Genomic DNA, 20,864 nt, shown 5'->3' on the forward strand with positions numbered 1-20,864 from the left:
GTATCTCTAATTTACGATGAACAATCGCACAATTTTAATTTTGTGCCCGGTTTTAGATTATTCCCACTAATACCGTTCCATTCTCGCAAATTTTCAATACTAATTCCTGGATATTTTCTAGAAATTGTCCAAAGAGAGTCTCCACTGCGTACTTCATGAACCTTGGTGTTACTGGTAACAGTGGTTTTAGAAGGAGTGTTTTTGGGCTGTACCGAGGCCGTAGCGTTTCTTCTAGGGTAGATAGTTAACCGCTGGCCAATTCTAAGGTTATTTCCCCTTAAACCGTTCCAATTCTTTATTTGACTTACCCTAACCCCATAACGTTCTGCGATTTTTCCGAGATAATCTCCACTACGCACCTTATAACGAATTCTATTCTCCTGCGCTTGCTTAACTAGTTGTGGCAATGGACTTTCTTTACTTTTTAGCTCTTTTTCCACATGGGCGTAGATCGCCTCTTCGTTGGCAACAAATTTTCCCATCACGTCCACAGGCAATCTCAAAGCATAATTCTTTCCTTCAATGTAGGGTATCGCGTTTAGTTTATAAGAAGGGTTCAAAAGTTTAAGTTCTTCCTTGTCTATGCCCACCAGTTCTGAAATTTGATCAAAGGTGATCAAGCTTTTTACATGTACCGTATCAGTTTCAAAATAAGGTCTTTCTACCTTTTTACCTTTTAAACCATGTTCCTCTGCATATTCAAAAATATACATGGTGGCCAAAAATGCAGGTACATACCCAGCCGTCTCCCTAGGAAGGTTTCTTCTAATGTTCCAGTAATTTTTGTATCCGCCAGACCTTCTAATGGCCTTGTTAACGTTGCCCGGACCAGAATTATATGCCGCCAAGGCCAAATCCCAATCATTAAAAATATCATATAGTTTTGACAAATACTTACATGCCGCCTCTGTCGACTTTATGGGGTCGCTACGCTCGTCTACATAACTGGTAACATCCAAGTTATACATCTTGCCCGTACTGTACATAAACTGCCATAACCCGGTGGCTCCAACACGTGATCTTGCCTTGGGGTTCAACGCAGATTCTATGATGGACAAATATTTCATTTCCAAAGGAATATTATAATTGTCCATTTGTTGTTCAAAAAGAGGGAAATAGAACTGGCTTGCTGTCAACATACGTTGCATAAGCCCCCTTTTTCTTGTTAAGAACGACTTGATCACATTCTCTAACGATGGATTATAGGCAATATTAAAAGGCGTCTTTTGATTTAATTTTTCTAAACGAAGTTTTAATGTATCGGTATCCAGGTCGTAAACATAGGTAGAATCAGGATCCAGGGTAGTTACCTCCTCGTATATTTCATCAAAAAGAGGCGCATTGGCTATCAACTCTTTCATCCATAGGCTGTCGTACTTTGCCGCTACCTCGTTATCCTTAAGATTGTACTTTTTGGTCAATGGAGATTTGATCAAGACAAAATCGTTATCCGGAAGAGAATCGACTGTAGAAAGGGCTATCACCTCTTCGGCCTGTAAAGCAATGGTATCGGAAACCATTTCTTCAACATTGAGCTTTTCTTTTTTAGTTGAGACTATAGAGTCTTTTTCCTGTGCCATCATAAAAAATGGCAGTGCAAAAAGCCCTGAAAAAATAAAGTAGTTTAATTTTAACTTGATCATAGTAGCGTAAAATTTCTTAGCGGGACCAACGAAAATCGTACATTTTTCCGTTAGAATAAAATTTTATTTCTTAAAATGCGGATATTCTCCTTGGCCCCGTTAATCGATAACGCCCTTACTACTCGTTTATTGCCGCAATACCCGGTAGGGTCTTACCTTCTAAACTTTCTAACATGGCACCCCCTCCGGTAGACACATAACTTACCTTGTGCTCAAAGCCGAATTGTTTAACGGCCGCCACGGAATCTCCTCCGCCTACAAGGGAAAAAGCTCCGTTTTTAGTTGCTTCGTCTATATAGTTTCCTATGGCAATGGTTCCTTTTGAGAACTTTTCCATTTCGAAAACGCCCACAGGGCCGTTCCAAAGAATGGTTTTGGCTCCTAGTATTACTTTTTTGAAGTTTTCCAATGTTTTTGGTCCTGCATCCAACCCTTGCCATCCTGCAGGAATCTTGTCTACATCCACCACTTGTGTTTTTGCATTGGCATCAAAGGCATCAGCAGCCAGTACATCCACAGGAATATGTACGTTTACTCCTTTTTCTTTGGCTTGCTTTAAAATATCCATGGCCAAATCCATTTTGTCGTCCTCGCAAATAGAATCTCCTACTTGTCCGCCCTGTGCTTTGATGAATGTGTAGGTCATACCACCACCAATAATGAGGTCGTCTACTTTGTCAAGTATGTTTTCTATAATCGTGATTTTAGACGAAACCTTTGCTCCCCCTAAAATGGCAAGAATAGGCTTTTCACCTGTTCTCATTACTTTTTCGATGGCATCGATCTCTTTTGCCAATAAGTATCCAAAACATTTGGCATTCGGAAAAAACTTTGCCACTATCGTTGTAGATGCATGAGCTCTATGGGCCGTTCCAAAAGCATCGTTCACATAAATGTCACCGAGTTTGGAAAGCTTTTCGGCAAAAGCCTCATCTCCTTTTTCCTCCTCTGCATAATACCTAAGATTCTCCAATAAAAGAACTTCTCCATTTTGGAGTTCCGCAACGGCCTTTTCTGCCTTTTCTCCCACACAATCGTCAACGAATTTTACCGCAACACCTATAATTTCTGAAACTTTTGAGCATATATGTTTTAACGACAGGTCGGGGTTTCTAACTCCTTTAGGCCTTCCAAGGTGACTCATTAAAACAGCGCTTCCGCCGTCTTCCAGCACCTTTATAATTGTAGGTTTCGCTGCTTCTATCCTATTAGTGTCGGTTACCTCAAAATTTTCGTTAAGGGGTACGTTAAAATCTACCCTGATCAATGCTTTCTTATTTGCAAAATTATAGTCGTCCAGTATTTTCATGAGATCTTGATTTTAAGTAAGTCGCAAATGTAAAGATTAATAGGGGGAGAAAAAACTAAGACGGGTTAATTTATATGTCTATGTGATAATTCGAAAATGGGTTAAAAACAACTATATTTGGATCTATGTTTTTTAAGGATGTTTTAGGGCTTTCACATATAAAAAACCACTTGGTAACAACCACTGACGCCGGTAGGGTTCCACATGCGCAACTATTCGTGGGGCCAGAAGGTTGTGGTGTTTTGCCCATGGCCCTGGCCTATGCCCAATACTTGGTTTGTGGTAATACGAACGGCGAAAATGAAGGGGGCAATGATTCTTGTAACTTAAAATTTAATTCATTCTCGCACCCCGATGTACATTTTGCCTTTCCGGTAGCCAACACCGATAAAGCAAAATCGCATGCCGTAAGCGATAATTATATACAGGAATGGAGAGATTTCATGAAAGAACAGCCATACGGAAATCTTTTTGACTGGTACCAACTTATCGGAATTGAAAAAAAACAGGGGCAAATAGGTGTTGATGAGGCTCAGGACATTGTAAAAAAACTGTCTCTTAAATCCTATGAAGGCGGTTATAAGGTAATGATTATTTGGATGGCCGAAAAAATGAATCTATCCGCTGCCAATAAATTATTGAAACTAATTGAGGAACCGCCCGAGCAAACCGTTTTCTTGCTTTTGTGCCAAGACGAGGAACAGATTATACAAACCATACGCTCTCGGTGTCAAATCTTGCATTTTCCGCCTTTAGCGGAAAATGCCATAACAGACGCCTTGATAAAAAATGGCGCTTCTGCACAAGAAGCTGCACAAATCGCCCATGAGGCCAACGGCAATTTCAACAAAGCACTGGACTTGCTCAACAAAGACTCTGAAGACTTGGTTTTCGAAAAATGGTTTGTACAATGGGTAAGAAGTGCCTTTAAGGCAAAAGGAAACAAAGGGGTTATTCACGAGCTTATACTTTGGAGCGACGAACTGTCGAGAACAGGTAGGGAAACACAAAAAAAATTTCTTCATTACTGCATTATGGTAATGAGACAGGCATTATTGCTAAATTATGGGGTCGATGAACTGGCCTATATGAAAATTCATGCTGATGGGTTTCAGTTGTCAAAATTTGCCCCCTTTATACATGAGAACAACATTGTAACGATTACGGAAGAACTGGAAAATGCCATTTACCATATAGAGCGTAACGGGAATGCGAAGTTGATATTTACCGATCTATCCATTAGGCTCACAAGACTTTTACATAAAAAAGCAACTCAAACCAATTAATTATATGGAAACTCTTCTGAACTATGCGGCAGAAATAGTATTGCTGATATTTTTGATCATCACTTTTTTTCAAAGTGGTATCGACAAAATTTTTGATTGGAAAGGAAATGTGTCTTGGTTAAAAGAGCATTTTTCTAAAACGTTCTTTAAAGATGTTGTTCCTCTTTTATTGTTTATTGTCTTGGTAACCGAAGTGGTTGCAGGTATCCTCTGTACCATTGGCGTCTATAACATTTTAGCTTTGGGTACTACCTCTATGGCTCTTTACGGGGCATTACTTTGTTCTTTGGCACTGCTGATGTTATTGTTTGGGCAAAGAGTGGCCAAAGACTATGAAGGAGCCAGAACGATCGTAGTTTATTTTATTCCGACGGTTTTTCTGATTTTTCTTTTACAGGCATAATAAAAAAAGCCTTCCCGAAAAAGGAAGGCTTTTTTTGAGGCATCGAGCGGATTCGAACCGCTGTACAAGCTTTTGCAGAGCTCTGCCTAGCCACTCGGCCACGATGCCGTTTTAAATCGAGTGCAAATTTAGTAAAATAAATTCTTTCGGCTTATCAGAAAAATGAGTTTGTTTAAAACTTAGTAATCCTTGTAGGCAGAACAGGATCAAGAACCGGAAAAACAAATTTTAAGAAAACTAGAGGCATCGAGTGGATTCGAACCACTATGAGAACCCTTGCGGGGTTTTGCCTAACCATTCAGCCACAATGCCTTTTTAGCATTATAAAATTACCGCAAAACAACCATTTAACGAAACAAATGCCTTGTTCTTTATCGGTGAAAACTAAGTTTTACCGAAACTTTTTCTACATCTCCGTTAATAGGTGGGTTTACTTTAGAAACGGATATTTTTGACTTTTTTACCATCGGTATTTCATCAAATATCCTATCTCCAATTCTTTTGGCTACATGTTCCAATAACTTGGAGGGTATAGCCATCTCCTGTGCCACTATTTTGTTTATATGGACATAGTCTACCGTGTCTTTTAATTCGTCCGTTACAGAGGCTTGGGAAAGGTCTGCTTTAACGGTTACGTTCACCAAATAATCACTTCCTATTCTTGTTTCTTCCGAAAGACAGCCATGATAGGCATAAACCCTAATATTGTCTACACTTACAGTTCCCATTATAAAAGCTAAGTTAAAACGGCAAACTTAAAACAAAGAAAGCAAACTTTAGTAGGTACACCTACAATTACTGATACCTTGGAAAAGGTCTACCCCAAGCGTTAACACATGGGTTCCGCTACTATAACCCAAAATCTCGTTCAAAATTACCTGGTATGAGTATCCAAAATAGAAGTTGTTCTTTTTTAAACCAACTATAGGGGCAATATACAAAGGGTCTCCTATTTGGTCATTTAAGAACCTGTAGGTAACACCTGCGTAGTAATAATCTTCAAAATCATACCATCTAAACTTAACGTTCAAGTCTGTAACAGATCTACCATCACTTTCGAACAACTGAAAGAATACCGAAGGTTCTATCTCTAAGTTACTTCTTCTATTTTTTGTATACCTATATCCAGTGTAAATATAATAGTTACGTAATCTATTAGGTTCAAAAACAGGATTAAACTTGGTAAGGTCCTTGTTTAGTATGTTAGATGCGTTTGCACTGATATAAAACTTATCATAACGATATAATAGCCCTACATCAAAGTTATGGTTGGTAGTTGCCCTGTCATCGGTAACGCTTGGATCCAATGCGTCAAAATTCTCGATATCTATTCTAAACTGGTTAAAGTTATATGAAATACCGAAAGACAAAAACTCGTCCTCATATCTATCTAGCGTAAGGTGGTGGGCAAAAGAAACACGGGCTCCCCGTTGCTTGGTCTCACCATTACTATCGTTATACAACAAGGCCCCAATACCGGATTTTTCCCCTATCCGCATATCTGCCGCCAAAGATTGGGTGTCCGGCGCATCTTTAATACCTACCCATTGGGTTAGACCGTTAACTCTGATTTTTACATGATCTCCGATTCCCGCATAAGTGGGGGACATCACAAAAGGGTTGTCCGCCAAATATTGCGATAATTGTGGAATCGTAAGCTCCTGACCTCTTAGGGCAAAGGCACTAACAAAAAGAGCCAAGGTCAATAGTCTGTTTCGCATAGTTGTTTTAGGTTAAATTCTTTTATCTATATAGGGTAAAATGACCTACAAATTCACGTTCGTCGGTTTCTCCGTTCAATTGGATTACATACCAGTAATCTCCCGTTGGCAACTCTTTGCCATCATATTTACCGTCCCATCCTGCTGCATCGTAGGATTGTTCGGAAACCACTCTACCATAACGATCAAATATTTTGATTAGTATCTCTGGATACTGTTCCATGTTTCTAGGAATCCATAAATCATTATTACCGTCGCCATCTGGGGTAAAGAAGTTAGGAATCTCGATATCTATGAACTCCATATAAATAGACGCTATAGTCTCACATCCGTTCTCATCTACCACCCTCACTTCATAGGTGTCCGTTCTTGAGATAAAGAAGGTATTATCGTTTCCATTGTCAATACCGTCAAAATAATAGGTGTATTCGGGTCTTCCTCCAAGGGCGTTTGCAGTAATCTCGTTCAGATTTTGTTGCTCCAGACCTAGAGTCAAAGGATCAAATGCTTCAATGGAGAAGTCTATAGTAACCAAGCAACCGTTAGAATGCGCTATTGCTATATAATGGTTCCCCGGGGCAATGTTAGTAAAATCTGGGTTCAACTGCATTGCCGAAGGGTCTACAGAATCCAACGCATATAATACATCCCCTATTACACTTTCGTCCTCCAACGTAATATTGATATAGTTGTTGGGCACATCTCCGGTACATTCATATACAGGTTCTATAGTTGCATTTAAATTTACACCTGTATCAATGTCTACAACAACATTGGTCTCACAACCATTGGCGTCCCTAACAAACAATAGGTAATTACCCGCTGCCATGTTCATAAAGCTAAGCCTGTCTTGAACAAAATCGGCATCGTCATTTGAGTTCAATGCAGTACTGTATGGGGCCGTACCTCCGGTAATGTTCAGGGTTATGGTTCCATCTTGACTATCTACACATATTTCTGGCGTCACCTCTGCCTCTACCATTAGGGCACTAGGCTCTGTAATGGTATAGGTCAAGTATTCGAAACAACCATTTTTATCCTGTGCGATAATGGTATAATCGCCCGGCTCTAAATCGGTAAATGTATTAATGGTATCGAACTGACTTAAATTTGGAGAAATCGCATATTGATAACCTCCCGATCCACCTGATAAGGTAACAGTAATACTTCCGTTGCCTTCTCCTGCACAAGTAACATTTACGATGTCTTCTGTGTACGACAATGGCGTTGGTTCTGTTATGATAACCTCTTCTGGCAAGGTTGTACAATCTTCACTGGTAACAGAGACATAGTATGTTCCTGCCGGTAGATTTCTAAACTCTCCTCTTGTTTGAGGCCCATATATTCTACTGGCGGCGGATAAAGAGGCATCTGTGTACAACTCATATTCATAGTTGCCCAAACCACCCGACGCTTCCGCATATATACTTGCGGTACTTTCTCCGTTACAGTTGATCACCGCTGCAGAAAGATCTACCTCCAAATCCAATGGGTCTATCATATCTTCGGTAATAGCGTTGGACAACACCGCTTCACAACCGTTAGTGTCCCTTACATAATATTGGTACGTACCTGCCGACAACACTCCTGTTTCGGGTAAAGGCATCGGATTGCTCGTCATAGGCAAGAATACCACATTGTCGGTACTATATTCATAAGAACCACTACCTCCGGTAGCCGATAGTTCAAACTCTACCCCCGTGGCACAGGTCAATGGATCTGTTCTTATAAGTTGTGCCTGTACAAGAGTAGGCTCAATGATCTCTACCGTATTGGTGGTCACATCACAATCCCATCCATCGATAACGGTAACACTATAGATGCCAGCTCCCAAATCGTTAAAATCAGGGCTGAATTGTGCTCCTGTAGTGGATGTAATCGTTGTACCGGTAGCATCATATTGGTTTAACTGGTACTGATAAGATCCGCTACCTCCACTGGTAACCACTGCAGAAACAGTAGCTCCTGTGTCGCCATAACACGCTAAGTTGGTAACCAAAGGTGTGGCATTCGCTATGATCGGGGTAGCTGCAACCAAGGTTTCGTTATAACTAACAAGACATCCTACGCTATCTGTCACCTCAACAGTGAAATCACCTGCAGAAAGATTGGTAAACAACATAGACTGTACATCTGTAAAACTATAGTTCTGACCAGTAGTTGTATTTGTAAGCTCTATATCATAAGGAGCATACCCTCCTGTGACCTCAACAAGAATTTCTCCCTTATCATCGGTACAAGTAGCTTCTTCCTCAGGTGTTACAGTAGCCGATAAAGGCATATCTGGAGACACTATGGTAACCATATTGGTGTCTTCTGAACAAAGAGGAACCGATGTTTCCGTTATACGCACAAAGTAGCTTCCTCCTGTCAGCCCTCCTATTGTTCTAGGATTGACACTTGTATCCGCAGCGGTGGCAGGTATAACGATGTTTCCTGCATTGTCGAGTACCTCATATTGGTAGCTGCCCGAATATCCGTCAATATCTATTGATAAAGCCCCGTTATTATCACCGTAACATGTTACAGGTGTCGTTGCCACTGCCGTTGCCTCTATAAAATCGAACGGCTCTACATCGTACGCAGGGGTGTCAAAATAACATCCCGTGTCCGTATCGGTAACCCTAAAGGTATAAGAACCTGTAGTAAGCAAGTCGAATGTAGCCGTATTGGCAGTAGTACCTTGTAATGTCGCATTGGTGTTACCAATCGGTAACAATTCATACGAGTAGTTATGTGCCAACCCATTATCGTTAACAGTAATTGTTATTGTTTCGGCATACGTACACGATATCTCTACATCTGTAGCTATAGTAGCCGTAAACTTGTTTATAGGCTGAATGGTAACGGTATCCGTCGTCGTACATCCATTATCGTCCTTAGCATATACCGTTATGGTCTGCACGCTTCCGTCATCAACAATATTGAACGTGTTCGATGATTGATACGTACTATTGTCCAAACTAAACAAGTATGGCCCCGTACCCGAAGAAACACCTGGTGTGGTCGCTCCATCTAACACATTAACAGTAATCGTAGCCGTATTGACACTATTGTCGGCGGCACAATCAAATGCCGTCGCCGTCGCGTTTATTCTCAACTCTTGTGGTTCGTTTACCGTTTCGTTCTTAGTTGCTTCACAACCTTTTGCCGAAATAACCTTTACTTGGTATTCACCAGCAGCCAAATTGCTAAACAATGGACTATTTTGTGGTCCTGCTATCGGATTCACCAAATCAGAAATGGCATAAAGCTCATATTCATAATCCGGATCGGTGTTGGTCGCGGGATCAAGAGTGGCCGTTATACTACCATCACTACCACCAAAACAACTAACATCGGTAACCGTTGCGTTTAACAGTACTGGCAGAACAGGGTCTTCCAAACGTTGTGTAATGGTTCTCTCACATATAGGACTGTCAGTATCCAAATCCCTTACCAAGAAACTATAAAGGCCAGATTGGTCAAGGTTTGTAAAAATACCGTCCGTATTGGTAGCAGTTGTGGTACCGTCAGGGTAGGTAACCGTGTATTCCAAGTTTGTAGAGCCTCCGTTTACATTAATGGTAATTTCTCCTCCTGAATTCACGGTACAATCGATTGTCTTAACCACAGTTGCGGTTAGGTTCATTTCCTCGTACAACAGTTCTGCAGGAGTAGTAAAAGAACAGCCCCACTGATCTGTAACACGAACCGCATAGCTTCCTGCGCCCAGACCAGAGAATACCCTGGTGTTCTGAGGTGCTCGGAAATCGGATCCGTTCAATATTAATTGATAGGTATAGTTACTTCCTTGTCCTCCTGTTGGCAGGCTCACTTCAATTTCCCCTTCTAGGTTTGTACAATTTTCTTGCTTTATTTGTAGTGTAGCCGCGATCGGTGCAGGAACATCAAGTACAATATTATCTTGAATCAATCTTTCGCAACCTGCTGAGTCACGTGCCCAAGCTTGGTATGTACCGGCAAGAAGCCCTGTAAACGAAGCGTCTGACACAAAATCTATAGTTGCAGGAGCTCCAACACCTACATAATAGGTGTAGCCGCCCCATCCTCCGGTTACATTGGTAATGGTAATAGAACCATCGTTGCCAGGGACACATGTAATATCCGTTACTACGGTAGCTCCGGTAATATCGGCCGTTGGGCCATTTATAGAGAACGCCTCTTTATTTGTACAGAAAGGATTGTTGTCCTGTACAACAGAAACATAATAACTGCCAGCCGGTAAGCTAATATCGGCTGTTGGGCCATTTGTTGCTTCAGTACCTGAAGTAACGACAGTATCGTCCCCTGTATTCGCCAAAGTACCATTGGTGTCATAGATGGTCCAAGTAAACCCTCCTGGGTATGTTGCATCGACCAATTCAAAGTTTACAGCACCTGTAGCGGTACCATAACAAACGACATCGCTGGTTTTTACCACATCAATAGTAAATGTATTTGGCTCCAACAATGTTTGGGTAGCCGAGATTACACACCCTGTATCTACATGTCTAATCAAAATAGTATATGCTCCTGGAACTAGACCTGGAAATACATTGGAAGCTTGATAGGTAGTCCCATTATCGATACTGTACTCGAATTTAGATGAATCACCTAATGTAGATGTTACATTTACGGTGAGTTCACCATCAAAACCTGGGTTACAAGTTACCGTATTGGTAATATTGGCCGTTGCGGATATCAGCTCGTCAAACGGTTCGATTGTCGCTGTAGTAGTACCCATACATCCATTACTATCATAAACATTGATGGTATAACTACCTCCTGCTATATCAGTTTCCGTATAAACAGGATTGGTTCCATTTTGAACAACAACCGGTGCTTCTACCGTTGCTGTATTTGGATCGTCCTCTTCAATAAATTCGTATCGAACATACGAACTCGAACCTCCTGTAATAAGGGTCTCATCGATAGTGATGGTAGCGCTGTTTCCATTGTTTCCGGTGGTACAAACAAATTCCTGTACCGAAGCGATTACGTTACCTATAGCTTCTGGTTCTAAAATAACTTGGGTGATATCTTCAAAACAACCATTTGCGGCCGTTGCTCTTATCGTATACGTAATTCCGGGAGCTACAGCTCCTTCCAAACCATTAAAGACTGCCGTTACATCCGTATTTGATGATGCCGAAATAGGGAAAGTTGCCCCACTTCCCGGACCTGAAATAATCTCAAAAGTAAACGGTCCTATACCACTATCCTCTGCCGATACCGCAATGGTACCATCGGCAACACCAAAACAAGTGGCATTTGTATAGGCATCAATAGACAATACAGGCACTACCGCTGGTGGTACCGTTACCGTAAACACCCTGCTACATTCTGGTGACGAGGTACTGTTGTCATATATGGTGATCGTATAATCTTCTGGTATCAACGTATTAAAAACATAAGGGTTGCTAGGTAGGTTGGTCCTGGCTACCACTGTTCCCGTTCCGTCGGAAATTTCATAATCATAATTATTGGAACCTTGGGTCACCTCGATGGTAATACCTGCATCTTGTGGCGTAGAACAATCCAATAATTTAGTAAGACTGACATCAGCTTCTAAAACAGGGTGTACCTCGACAGTATCGGTATCGGTACAACCGTTTGTGTCAATGATGGCCACAGTATATGACCCTGAAGCAACGTTGTTGAATACACCTCCATTATCCACATAAGTAGTTCCTCCATCAATGGAGTACAAATATGTTCCGGTTCCTCCGCTAGCACTTACCGTTAAACTTAGCGGTGTTGCACAATTTGAAACCGATATGTTATCGATAGACGGACTTTGGGCTATATTCATTGAAACGGTCTGTGTTGCCACCGTACAGCCATATTGGTCCGTTACATCAATGTCTATATTAAATGGTGAAGCCGTAACATCCACTATATTAGAAATAGGAACCTCTATAGGGCTAGATGTTGATACAATATCAGCTGTGAAATTACCACTGCTTAAAGTGTAATTATAAGTGCCTCCACCACCTTGAATATTTTGAATCTCTATAATTCCCGGATCGGCACAAGTAATGTCTTCCAATACATTTGGCGTATATGTAATGGGGTCTAGTTCCCTAACACGTACATTTTCTCCCCCAATAATACAGTTATTAGGTGCCGCACCCCTAATTTCCACATAATAGTCGCCTTCTGGCAAACTTGCCGGTGTAGGCACTACAAAACTGTCACCAGAAACAAATCCAGCTACAGTACCAGACTGGACAAGCGTATGGGGCAAAGTGCTCTCTATACGATAAAAATCCCAATCGAACGTACCACCAAGTTCTCCTGGGGTGTCTTCTGTTACGGTATAGGTTATTTGCCCGTTACTAAGCCCATCGCAGGTTGGGGTCACCTCAGCATCTATTTGTACCGGTGGTGGTACCACGTCGTTTACATTTACACTACTTTGTCTCATACATGGGCTGCTGTCCCGTGCATAAAAAACATAGGTGCGTCCTGGAACAAGGTTAGAATATACATGGTTGCCGGGGGTAAAAGCGGTCCATGTAGCCGTAGCCGCATCAAAATTGGCCGGATCGTCGGTATACGTATATTGATATGGAGCCAAACCTTCCGTTCCCTGTACGGTAACCTCTAAATTATTACAGCTAACAAGATTTGCTGTAAGGTGGATATTAAGGTCGTCTAAAGGATATGGAATGGTCTCTCTTGTCAAATCTAAACGACAATTGGTTCCAACAACCCTCACTACGGGATCTACCTCGGTTCCGGATGCATATGCCACCCCAACAAAGGTATCGCTCGATTGCCATGAGGCCCCACCGTCTGCACTAAATTCTAGAGTGCCCAAGGTGGCTGGGTAGTTGATAAATCTAAACCCGTACTGATTAGGGTCGGGATCACACCCTGAAGGTACAATCGCTTCAAAATCTGCCGTAAGCTCATCAGGGTTTGCAATATTCACAGGAGTTTGTGAAACCATACAACCATCGGGATCCGAAACATTAATCGTATAATTACCCGGCGCAAGATTATAGAAGTTAGTGGTAGCCCCCAAAACATTTGTCAATGTTTCATTGGAAGCTCCTCCATTATCCAAATCGATAATCTGTACCGTATATGGAATATTACCCGAGGTAATATCCACCTCAATAGAACCAAATCCGTCATGACATATCGGGTCTGTTGGTGTTGCAGTAAACGTCAGCGGTACCGCTGGTTCAACCACAACAGTTTCCATGTATTCACAGAAAGGCGTGCTCGCCGAATTATCCCTTACATATACATCGTAGGTGCCTTCATTGCCCGCAGTCACGGTAAATGAATTTGATGGTCCAAACAACCCTGTCGGGTCTGTAGTGGTAGGCACAAAAGCATAGGCGTAACTACCATCGCCCCCTGTTGCCGTAACCGTAATGTCACCGTCCGCACAATTACTGATGTTCGTAACGTCTACAATCGCCGTTAATTGTGGCTCAAGGGTAACGCTCTGTTGTGCCGGAGCACAGCCATACCCATCCCTTACATCAATGGTATAGGTACCACTGCCAAGGTTCTCAAAAGTATAGGTAGTTAAGTTACTAGGTGTTGGTGTCAACCAAGGCCCAGAATTAATGCTAAACTGATAATCTCCATTACCTGCGGTTACATCTACCTGTATACTACCATCATTGTTGCCGGAATAACAGGCAACAGGAGTAAGGGTAAATACCGGGGTTACAGGAGCAACAACGGTAATAGCCGTATCTATAGGGTCTGAACATCCGTTCGTGTCTCTTGCCCTTACAATATAATCGCCTGCCGCAACACCGTTAAATGTTGTACTGGGCTGGTATCCGGTAACAACATTTCCTAAATCATCTTCCAATTGATATTCATACCCTGGTGTACCTCCTGTGGCACTGGCTGTTATGGTAGCCCCTCCATTATCACAAGTATATTCTTGTGTTATAGAAGCACTGGCAACCACGGCATCCGGTTCCCCTATAGTTTGATTTATTGTTACGGTACATCCCGCAACAGGGTTGTCTACATCTCTAATATAAATAGTATAGCTACCTGCCGAAAGTGATGATATTGTTGCTGGAGAGCTCGTTGAGCTACCCAATATCGTAGTAAAATCATCTAAACTATATTCATAACCGCCAGTTCCAAAATTATCGACCTCAAAAGTGATGTCTCCATTACTGGCCCCATTACAATCTACATCTGTAAAGCCTATTACATTGGCGGCAAAAGCATTTCCTGGTTCAACGGTTACATCTAAAGTAACTGTTTGATAACATTGTTCCGGATTTTGATATGCTTCAATATTGTCAATGGCAACATCGTTTCCGTTAGTTCCGGTAGCAATAGTTCTGATAACAATATCGATTGTACTGTTCGCTCCAGGATCCAATGGAGGAATACTAACACTTCTCCAATCGTTGGGTCCCGTATTTTCAGATATAAGGCCCGTAGTACCACTATCTATAACATTGCCCAAGGGATCTACGATTTCTACCAAAATATTTGGTTCTATAATATTAGTACCTTGTTTTACCAAATTGATTACGTCCAGCTCTACCTCTACATCCCTGTTCGGAATAATTTCAACACCGGTCTTGCTATAAACAATAGTGTTTACACCCGGGTCGCCAACATTAATGGCCAAATATCTACCATTAGGATCTCCGGAATTATCTATAGGGCTTACCCAAGTGCCAAAAGGATCGACAATGGTATTGGTAACACTATATTGTAAATCGTTAATCTCAAAATTGGCATCGGTACATGTTCCCAAAGAAGCATCTTGAGATTCATAACAATAATATGCCGAATCTATCTGAGGAATGGAAACATTAGGACCTGTTCCAAAATCTTCCTTCAAAAGCTCACTTTTAGCAGGTGGTGTAGCACTTATATAATCTACCCTTACGGTATGCGTTCCCACTGGTACGTCCGTAAAAACATTGGAATCTGAAGGTGAATTTACACTTCCGTTTAAATAGTAGATATATTCCAAATTAGGGTTGTCAGGAGCAATGGTAACAATACCAGTGCCTTCACAAGAATAATCTACCGATGGTGTCAACGTTACATTCGGTGGTGTGGGTGCCTGTTCTATGGTAACCGACATTGGGTAGGTACAACCATTCGCGTCTTTTATATACACCGTATGTGTTCCCGGTAAAAGGAAACCTATAGCACTTGTATCATAAGTAGACCCCCCATCAAAACTATATGTATATGGTGCCGTACCCCCTTGGGCATTGGTTACCCTTACCTCTGCACCGTCGCTTGGGTTACATTCTACCAATTGCGTTACCGCAGCAGAAGCTGACAATGTAAATGGCTCCGTAATGTTATAGGTTTGGGTAACTTCACAATTATTCACATCCCTTACACTAATACTGTAGGTTCCGGCTCCAAGATTATTAAAAGTATTTGCTGTTTGGTAAGAAGCACCATTATCTATACTATATCTGTAAGGAGCTTCGCCACCAGATGCCAATATAGTTATGGTTGCTTGATTCTCACCACTACAAAGAATAGGCGTATTCGAAACAGTAATTGCAAGTGGGGCGTCTTGTTGTATAGTAATATCATAAACCGCCTCACAATAACCGGTGTTGCCATTATTATCCCTAACATAAACATCGTAATCGCCTGCGGTTATGCCTGAAACTGGATTGTTAGCAGCAGAAAAATCTCCTGTTGATGGAGTATCCCCGTCCGCTACTACGGCATACACATAATTTCCATCACCACCAGCTGCCGTAATATCGATATCGGTGTCGGTGTCACAGGCAGAAATTGGAGAGGCACTTGCCAATACGCTCAACTCTGGATTAACAGTTATAGTTTCTGTAGCGGTACAGCTTTTTCCGTCTCTAACCCCTATGGTGTATGTACCCGGGGAAAGCCCTGCAAATATATTGTTGGAAGAAAAAGCTCCTCCATTTATGTTGTACTCAAAGTTTCCGTCTCCTCCAGAAGTTACATTGGCAGTAATCGTTAAACCTACTGCATCATCATAACAAAAACTGTTCGGAATCAACTCTAAAACAGGAGCAACGGAAGAATTTATCACAAAAGAAAATGGTAAAATACAATTGTTGGCATCTGTAATAGTACCGTTATAAGTACCAGGTTGCGTTAAACCAGAAAAAGCTCCGGTCGTATTAGACCCAAAGGCAGAACCATCCGGGTTTGTTAAATCAAATTCATAGCTTCCCCATCCTCCGGTCGCAGTAATCACCACGCTACCATTCGCCAAACATGTAGGTTGGGTAACCGCTAAGTCCGAAACGGTCAATGCGGTCGATGGACCTTCTAATGTATAGGTTTCCGAATAAGTACAATTAGTATCCGTATCCACTATATCCAAGGTATAATCACCTGCTTCAAGATTTGATAGGTTGATAGAGGCTTCTACCCCTCCTGTCGCTTCTACGCCCGATGGTCCGGTAACCGTATATGTAAAGTTTTGTCCGGTTTGATAATTTATAGTAAACTGAACACTACCATCATCGGCACCAAAACAACTTACAGGTGTTAAGGTGGATCCACTCATGGTAATGGGAACAATAGGAGCTATCGTATAGTTTTCGTCATAAAAACAGCCGTCCGCATCGGTAACCCTTATCGTATATGTGTCTGCTGAAAGACCGTCAAAATCGGCCGTATTGCCCGAAGCACTGGAAGGGTTGATCATTGTTGGCGCAATAATTTCAAATGTATAAGGTGCCGTACCATCAACCGCGGTAACGTTCAACGATACCGTTTCTGCAGGACATGTAATCTGCGATTCTACTATTGTTAGATCAGTAGGCGGGTTGGGAGCATCAATAACAATAGGTGCTGCCGTAAAAACACATCCGCTGGCATCTCTTATACTTATCGTATAACTACCGTCGGTTAAGTTTTCGAACCTATTTGCATTTGGAGTAGTATCCGGAACAAAGTTGATTCCGTCTATACTATACTGGTAAGGAGCCGTACCTCCGCTTACATCAATCACTTCGATAATACCCTCTTGCAGACAGGTATAATCTTGAACCAACTGGGCCGTGCCTATAATTGCGCTGGTCGGTTCGGCAATCGTGAAGGTATCTTCGTAATCACAAGAGATATTACCCCTGCTTTGGTTTATAATTACCTTATAATCCCCTGCCGATAAATTGGTGAAATTACCCGATCCATTTTCTGAAATTTCTACATCATTTTCATCTAATAGCGTAAAGGTCAATACATTTCCATTATCATTTATCAGGTTATAATGTATACTACCGCTGGCCTCCCCAAAACAAGCAACATCTGTTACTGTCGTAGGGTCAAAATCTGCTGGTGGTTGAAACTCTATGGTTACCGTATTGGAATATGCAAAACAACCACTTCTGTCTATAACAACAAAGGTATAGTCTCCCGCATCGGCAATACTGAAATCGGTACTTGTCTGAAATTCAGAAGAAGGAATATCTTCAGGGGAAGCATACGATGTAACCGTATTTCCGCCATCGTCCACATAAGACCAAATAGCGTATCTATGTGGTGTTACCCCTCCAGAAGACTCCATTGTTATGATACCATCCTCACAAGAAATATGTTGAGACACCCTTGCGGTCACCTCAAGGTCGTTTTCGTCGATTATGGTAACGTTCTCACTATAAGAGCACCCATCTGCGGTACGGACAATAGCGATATAATCTCCGGGGGTTAAACCTTCAAAGGTGAAATCATTGTCCACTTGGGCCGTTTCATTGTCCACCAAGGTTCCTTGGCCTCCATTACTGCCATCATCCAGTCTAATTTCATACTCATAAACAGGTTCGGCATTGTTTATTTGAATGTTAATTGAGCCTGCAGCAAGACAAGTTGCCGATGTTACGTTTACGGCATAGGTTACGTCTCTTTCCTGTACACCTATGACTGGTGTTGAAAAAATACAAGCATTGTCTATAGGGTCTCCGTTAGTGTCCAGTTGGGTTACCTCAACCCTGTAAGATCCACTTTCTCCTGTACTAAAATCAAAGCTAGGCCCATTGTTAGCACTAAATGGAACCAAAATATTACTAGTAATATCATCTACCAACTGATAGCCATATCCATTACCAAGGTTGGTTATGGTTATGTTTCCATCCGTATTACAAATAATATCAGAGGAATCATACTCTATGTCAAGATTGTTCTGAAAACCGTTAAAGTAAAAACGGCTTGTACATCCATTTTGATACGTAACCGATAAACGATACTGGCCTTCGGAATCCAACACATAACTCTTGCCTCTTCCTACTTCGTTCCAAGTACAAGTAAGGGCCTTGTTGGCACAATCATCACCAGATGGAGAACAACTGCCTTCGTCCAGCTTTTCCCAAACAATACTCTGGGCATCAACGATGTTTACCTGTAATTGATGGGAATCATCGATACCACATAGGAAAATTTTTGGCAACAGGTCATTATCCACACTACAGGTCACTATTTCGCCCGATATATCATTTGATGGATCGGTATCACTGTTTACCGCATTGTAAAACTCAATGATAGGATGTGGCAAACTACCCGAGCCGTAGGGCTCCACATTAATAATTTCTTTAAAGCCTTTACAAGGGTCCGTTGCAATTTTATCTACAATATAAGTTCCTATTGCATCTACCAGAATTGTACTTGGATCATTATCGGGATTGCCATCTACGTTGGTAATATCGGTATCCCCTGGGTCTATTTCCCCGTTTCCGTTGTTATCTCTATACCAAATATAGTCGTCAAAGCCATCTCCGGCATCCAATAATGCGTTTGCCCCACAAAGTTCTACCGTTCGGGTAAAGTTACAATCTGAGAGGTCGTCCAATAAAAAGTTTGTGGCCCCTGGAACTACAAATCCACAAGCATCAAAATCGGTTACACTAGGGTCATCGGTAACCACGGCACTGTTTTCAACTCCGCTATACGTTCCATAGGCCAAGTTTTGTATCAGATCTGAACAGGCATCTATAAAATCAAAACAGTTTTCGGCAACCTGAACCCTCATTCGAATAGAATACGGTGGGTCACCTTCTTCTATATATCCATCTGGAACCGAAAAAGTGACCTCTCTCGTAGTTGGGTCATAGCTATAGGTTACGTCTTCTGGCAAATCATCTGGAAGATCAAAATCTGAATCTATAAAATACGATCTACCGTATGGAGGAGAAACGTTTACTGGCAATACATCTCGTATCGTATAATTGGTACCATCATCGTTACCAAGATTCTGAAAAGTAAGCACGTAGTCCAAGACCTGACCAAGATGAACTCCTTCCCCGGTAATATCTACCCCACCAGGCGTATATACCTTCTTCTCCAAAACAATCTTTGGAGCAATGATCTCCACATCAAAGGAGGTAAAGAAAATGTCGTATTTATCTTGGCTAGACGAAGCTCTTAAAACAGCACTGGTAGCACCATTAGGAATTACGTCCTTATTGTCGTTAGGTATTTCTATTAAATCCAAATCCCATCCAAGCGTGTTGGTACTGTTTGGGTTTCTTGTTGTGACAGGATTTCCTTTTAAGGTAATACTGGAATTAAAAAAGTTGTTTGCCGGGTTTTCACCATCGGACAATGTTCTAAATACTCCTCCACCAAAAGCATCGATGCTAAGTCCGTCTCCAGGAATATTATTGTCCCCTTCAAGCGTAGCAACGCCCATATTGGCTATAACAGGAAATGGAGCTGGCAACGTAGTAAAACCACTAATAGGAATGTCTACGCTTTCAGCCGACTTTATACCTGCATAACCGTCGAAAGTAGTGATAAACTTACTGCCAGGTAGATTGGGGTTTTCATATACGATGACCAAATTCCAACCTCCAGATATTCCACCAGGAATATTAAGATCTCTACCAACACCATTACTAGCTCTTACGTTTGCAACAAAATACTCCCCGTTCGGGTTTGCCAAACTGGATACAATCGATGTTACGTCTTTATATGCCGCATATGGGCTATAATCACCAAAATCGGAATCGCCATTACCGTCAAATAGGATTTCATCTGCCGTAATATCTTGATAGTTTCCGCCTGGGACCTTAAACTTAATATTATCTATATTGCTTCTATCCGAATTCTTATAAACGGCCGACCAATAAAGACCTGCGTATCTTACCTTGGCACAGCTAATATCGGGTATTTCCAATGTCGCACTACTGGAACTAAAAGTAGATGCATCCCCGTCAATATCAATATATTGCATATCGAGGTCATCATTGGCCCGGGAAGAATTACCCGTAAGATTATAAGGGTCGTTTGGAAATTGTTCGGGATAACAAGTTTTCCATATCCAAAAACCAGTACAATATGGATCTATATGCGGCCCTACAATGCTGTTACCTACAAAAGTCAGCTCTCCGCGTATATCTGCTTCATATCTAACTTCAAAGTTCTTCTTTACCTGAGAAAAAACGGTAAAAGAACCCAATCCAAAAAAAAGTATAAACAGGGTACATTTAAAAAAATGTGTTCTCATAGAAGAAATATGTTTGATCATGCTCGGTTATATATTGAGTATATGCCCTTTATCATTTT

At 41.6% G+C, this 20,864-nt stretch carries 7 protein-coding genes and 2 tRNA genes; 2 read left to right on the forward strand and 7 right to left on the reverse strand.

What is annotated here, in order from left to right:
• Positions 1-11: 11 nt before the first annotated feature.
• Complete coding sequence (locus tag AB657_RS12940) at positions 12-1,643, reverse strand: LysM peptidoglycan-binding domain-containing protein (RefSeq protein ID WP_047246870.1); 1,632 nt, start codon at positions 1,641-1,643, stop codon at positions 12-14.
• Between the two features lie 118 nt (positions 1,644-1,761).
• Positions 1,762-2,952 carry a phosphoglycerate kinase gene (locus tag AB657_RS12945; protein ID WP_047246871.1) on the reverse strand — a complete coding sequence of 397 codons (1,191 nt, stop codon included), beginning with the start codon at positions 2,950-2,952 and terminating at the stop codon, positions 1,762-1,764.
• 125 nt (positions 2,953-3,077) lie between these two features.
• Between AB657_RS12945 and AB657_RS12950 the strand changes: the two genes are divergently transcribed.
• On the forward strand, positions 3,078-4,238 hold the full coding sequence (locus AB657_RS12950) for a DNA polymerase III subunit (RefSeq protein ID WP_047246872.1): 1,161 nt from the start codon (positions 3,078-3,080) through the stop codon (positions 4,236-4,238).
• A 4-nt stretch (positions 4,239-4,242) separates the two neighbouring features.
• Positions 4,243-4,641, forward strand: a complete 399-nt coding sequence (locus AB657_RS12955; protein ID WP_047246873.1) for a DoxX family membrane protein — start codon at positions 4,243-4,245, stop codon at positions 4,639-4,641.
• Between the two features lie 37 nt (positions 4,642-4,678).
• Here the strand turns inward: AB657_RS12955 and AB657_RS12960 are convergent.
• The 5 genes from AB657_RS12960 to AB657_RS12975 all read right to left on the reverse strand — a co-directional run bounded on the left by AB657_RS12960 (position 4,679) and on the right by AB657_RS12975 (position 20,805).
• Positions 4,679-4,749 (reverse strand) — tRNA-Cys (locus AB657_RS12960).
• A gap of 133 nt (positions 4,750-4,882) precedes the next feature.
• Positions 4,883-4,953 (reverse strand) — tRNA-Cys (locus AB657_RS18005).
• A gap of 59 nt (positions 4,954-5,012) precedes the next feature.
• Positions 5,013-5,369 (reverse strand): dihydroneopterin aldolase, encoded by a 357-nt coding sequence (gene folB, locus AB657_RS12965; protein ID WP_047246874.1) that lies wholly within the window; start codon positions 5,367-5,369, stop codon positions 5,013-5,015.
• Positions 5,370-5,417: 48 nt separating this feature from the next.
• Positions 5,418-6,362 carry a PorP/SprF family type IX secretion system membrane protein gene (locus tag AB657_RS12970; protein ID WP_047246875.1) on the reverse strand — a complete coding sequence of 315 codons (945 nt, stop codon included), beginning with the start codon at positions 6,360-6,362 and terminating at the stop codon, positions 5,418-5,420.
• 22 nt (positions 6,363-6,384) lie between these two features.
• On the reverse strand, positions 6,385-20,805 hold the full coding sequence (locus AB657_RS12975; RefSeq protein ID WP_047246876.1) for a T9SS type B sorting domain-containing protein: 14,421 nt from the start codon (positions 20,803-20,805) through the stop codon (positions 6,385-6,387).
• Positions 20,806-20,864 lie beyond the last annotated feature (59 nt).

This window comes from Maribacter thermophilus, assembly GCF_001020565.1.
Taxonomy (GTDB): Bacteria; Bacteroidota; Bacteroidia; order Flavobacteriales; family Flavobacteriaceae; genus Maribacter; species Maribacter thermophilus.

Excerpts from the sequence above, each read along its gene's own strand:
- AB657_RS12940 (WP_047246870.1), bottom strand. The coding sequence starts at position 1,643 with ATGATCAAGTTAAAATTAAACTACTTTATTTTTTCAGGGCTTTTTGCA.
- AB657_RS12945 (WP_047246871.1), bottom strand. The coding sequence starts at position 2,952 with ATGAAAATACTGGACGACTATAATTTTGCAAATAAGAAAGCATTGATC.
- AB657_RS12950 (WP_047246872.1), top strand. The coding sequence starts at position 3,078 with ATGTTTTTTAAGGATGTTTTAGGGCTTTCACATATAAAAAACCACTTG.
- AB657_RS12955 (WP_047246873.1), top strand. The coding sequence starts at position 4,243 with ATGGAAACTCTTCTGAACTATGCGGCAGAAATAGTATTGCTGATATTT.
- folB (WP_047246874.1), bottom strand. The coding sequence starts at position 5,369 with ATGGGAACTGTAAGTGTAGACAATATTAGGGTTTATGCCTATCATGGC.
- AB657_RS12970 (WP_047246875.1), bottom strand. The coding sequence starts at position 6,362 with ATGCGAAACAGACTATTGACCTTGGCTCTTTTTGTTAGTGCCTTTGCC.
- AB657_RS12975 (WP_047246876.1), bottom strand. The coding sequence starts at position 20,805 with ATGAGAACACATTTTTTTAAATGTACCCTGTTTATACTTTTTTTTGGA.